The 2133-nt window shown below is 59.6% G+C and carries 3 protein-coding genes; all 3 read left to right on the top strand.

Annotated features, from left to right (window positions below; genetic code table 11):
- Nucleotides 1-73: 73 nt before the first annotated feature.
- The gene (gene cysW, locus AC1DWI_RS20680) at nt 74-979 is read left to right on the top strand and encodes a sulfate ABC transporter permease subunit CysW (RefSeq protein WP_477725629.1); all 906 of its coding nucleotides are present in this window, start codon (nt 74-76) and stop codon (nt 977-979) included.
- 32 nt (nt 980-1011) lie between these two features.
- Nucleotides 1012-1446, top strand: coding sequence for a hypothetical protein (locus AC1DWI_RS20685; protein WP_477671696.1), 435 nt, complete (start codon nt 1012-1014; stop codon nt 1444-1446).
- 28 nt (nt 1447-1474) lie between these two features.
- Nucleotides 1475-2133, top strand: a 659-nt coding sequence (locus tag AC1DWI_RS20690) for a sulfate/molybdate ABC transporter ATP-binding protein (protein WP_477725628.1), incomplete at its 3' end; no start/stop codon positions are given.

Consider the following 2133-nt stretch of genomic DNA (forward strand, 5'->3'; position numbering starts at 1 on the left):
GGCCCCCACGCTTGTCGCTTCGCGTACTGCGCTGCCCCCCGAGGGGGCTGAGCTTGCTCGGGGCGGCCCTTCGCTGCGCTCGACTGCTTCCTCCTCCATTAAACGCCGTGTCGCGTCCGGCACCACCGAAGCACGCTGGGTGCGCTACACCTTGATCACGGTGGCGTTGCTGTTTGTGTTCCTGTTTTTGATCCTGCCGCTGGCCGCCGTGTTCACCGAAGGCCTGCGCAAGGGCTTTGGCGCCTACATTGCAGCGCTGCAAGAGCCCGACGCCTGGTCGGCCATCAAGCTCACGCTGATTGCCGCCGCGATTGCCGTGCCGCTGAACCTGGTGTTTGGTGTGGCGGCGGCCTGGGCCATTGCCAAGTACGAATTCCGCGGCAAGTCGGTGCTGACGACGCTGGTGGATTTGCCGTTTTCCGTGTCGCCGGTGGTGGCCGGCCTGATTTACGTGCTGATCTTCGGCGCGCAGGGCTGGTTCGGGCCGTGGCTGCTGGCGCATGACATCAAGATCATCTTTGCCGTGCCCGGCATTGTGCTGGCCACCGTGTTTGTGACGTTTCCGTTCATTGCGCGTGAGCTGATTCCGCTGATGCAGGCGCAAGGCAACGACGAAGAGCAGGCCGCCATCGTGCTGGGCGCCACCGGCTGGCAAACCTTCTGGCATGTGACCCTGCCCAACATCAAGTGGGGCCTGGTGTATGGCGTCATCTTGTGCAACGCACGGGCCATGGGGGAGTTTGGTGCGGTGTCGGTGGTGTCGGGCCATATCCGCGGGCAGACCAACACGCTGCCGCTGCACGTGGAAATTCTGTACAACGAATACCAGTCGGTGGCCGCATTCGCCGTGGCATCGCTGCTGGCCATCCTCGCGCTGGTCACGCTGGTCATCAAGTCGGTGGCCGAATGGCGCCATGAAGCAGAAATGAAAGCTGCGGCCGATTTGCCGCCTGAGCGCCCGCAGGCGCTTGCTACTTGATTATTTCAACAAATCTTCTACCAAAATCTAGTATGCGTATTTTAGAAACAGTACTAATTTGCATCGCCGTGATGTTGGGATTAGCAAGTGCTTTTCTTTGCTTCTTATGGGCTGTTCTGATCTTCCCCAGTCTTTTCGTTAACTGGGATTTGAGTAACCCAATCGACGAAGCACTCGCTGCCTATTCAAATTCCAACTTCAAGTTGCTTTTTCATATTTTCCGCACTTACTTTGCTGCAATAGCAGGTCTGCTTGGGTGGATAGCGCTATTTGCTCTCTGCTTATATGCAAATCGAGATTGGCGCACCCTGCCAAAGTGGGTACCGGTCGGCTGCCTCTTCGGTGTTGCCGCCGTTCTAATAGGCCCCTATTTCTGGGGACTTGCTGTACCGCCTATCTCACTTGCGATTTCGCTCTTGTTACTTATGAAGGTCAAGGCTAAAGCTAAGTCCGCCGAATTGACATAGGTTCCTGAAAAACACGCTGGAAAACATCATGAGCATCGATATCCGCAACGTCAGCAAACATTTTGGCGACTTCCAGGCACTGGGCGATGTCAGCCTGGACATTCAATCGGGCGAACTGGTCGCCTTGCTCGGCCCTTCGGGCTGCGGCAAGACCACGCTGCTGCGCATCATTGCCGGGCTGGAAACCGCCGACCGCGGCAGCATCCTCTTCAGCGGCGAAGACACCACCGACGTGCATGTGCGCGAGCGCCAGGTCGGCTTCGTGTTCCAGCACTACGCGCTGTTCCGCCACATGACCGTCTTTGAGAACGTGGCCTTCGGCCTGCGCGTCAAGCCCCGCGGCCAGCGGCCCAGCGAAGCGCAGATCAAGGAAAAAGTGCATTCGCTGCTCAACCTCGTGCAGCTCGACTGGCTGGCCGAGCGCTTTCCGTCGCAGCTTTCGGGCGGGCAGCGCCAGCRCATTGCCCTGGCCCGCGCGCTGGCGGTGGAGCCCAAGGTGCTGCTGCTCGATGAACCCTTCGGCGCGCTCGACGCCAAGGTGCGCAAGGAGCTGCGCCGCTGGTTGCGCCGCCAGCACGACGACCTGCATGTCACGAGCATGTTTGTGACGCACGACCAGCAAGTACCGCTGGACGTCGCCGACCGTGTGGTGCTGATGAACCAGGGCAAGGTCGAGCAGATTGGCTC

This window comes from Polaromonas sp. P3_C2 (assembly GCF_056402675.1).

Excerpts from the sequence above, each read along its gene's own strand:
- AC1DWI_RS20685 (WP_477671696.1), top strand. The coding sequence starts at position 1,012 with ATGCGTATTTTAGAAACAGTACTAATTTGCATCGCCGTGATGTTGGGA.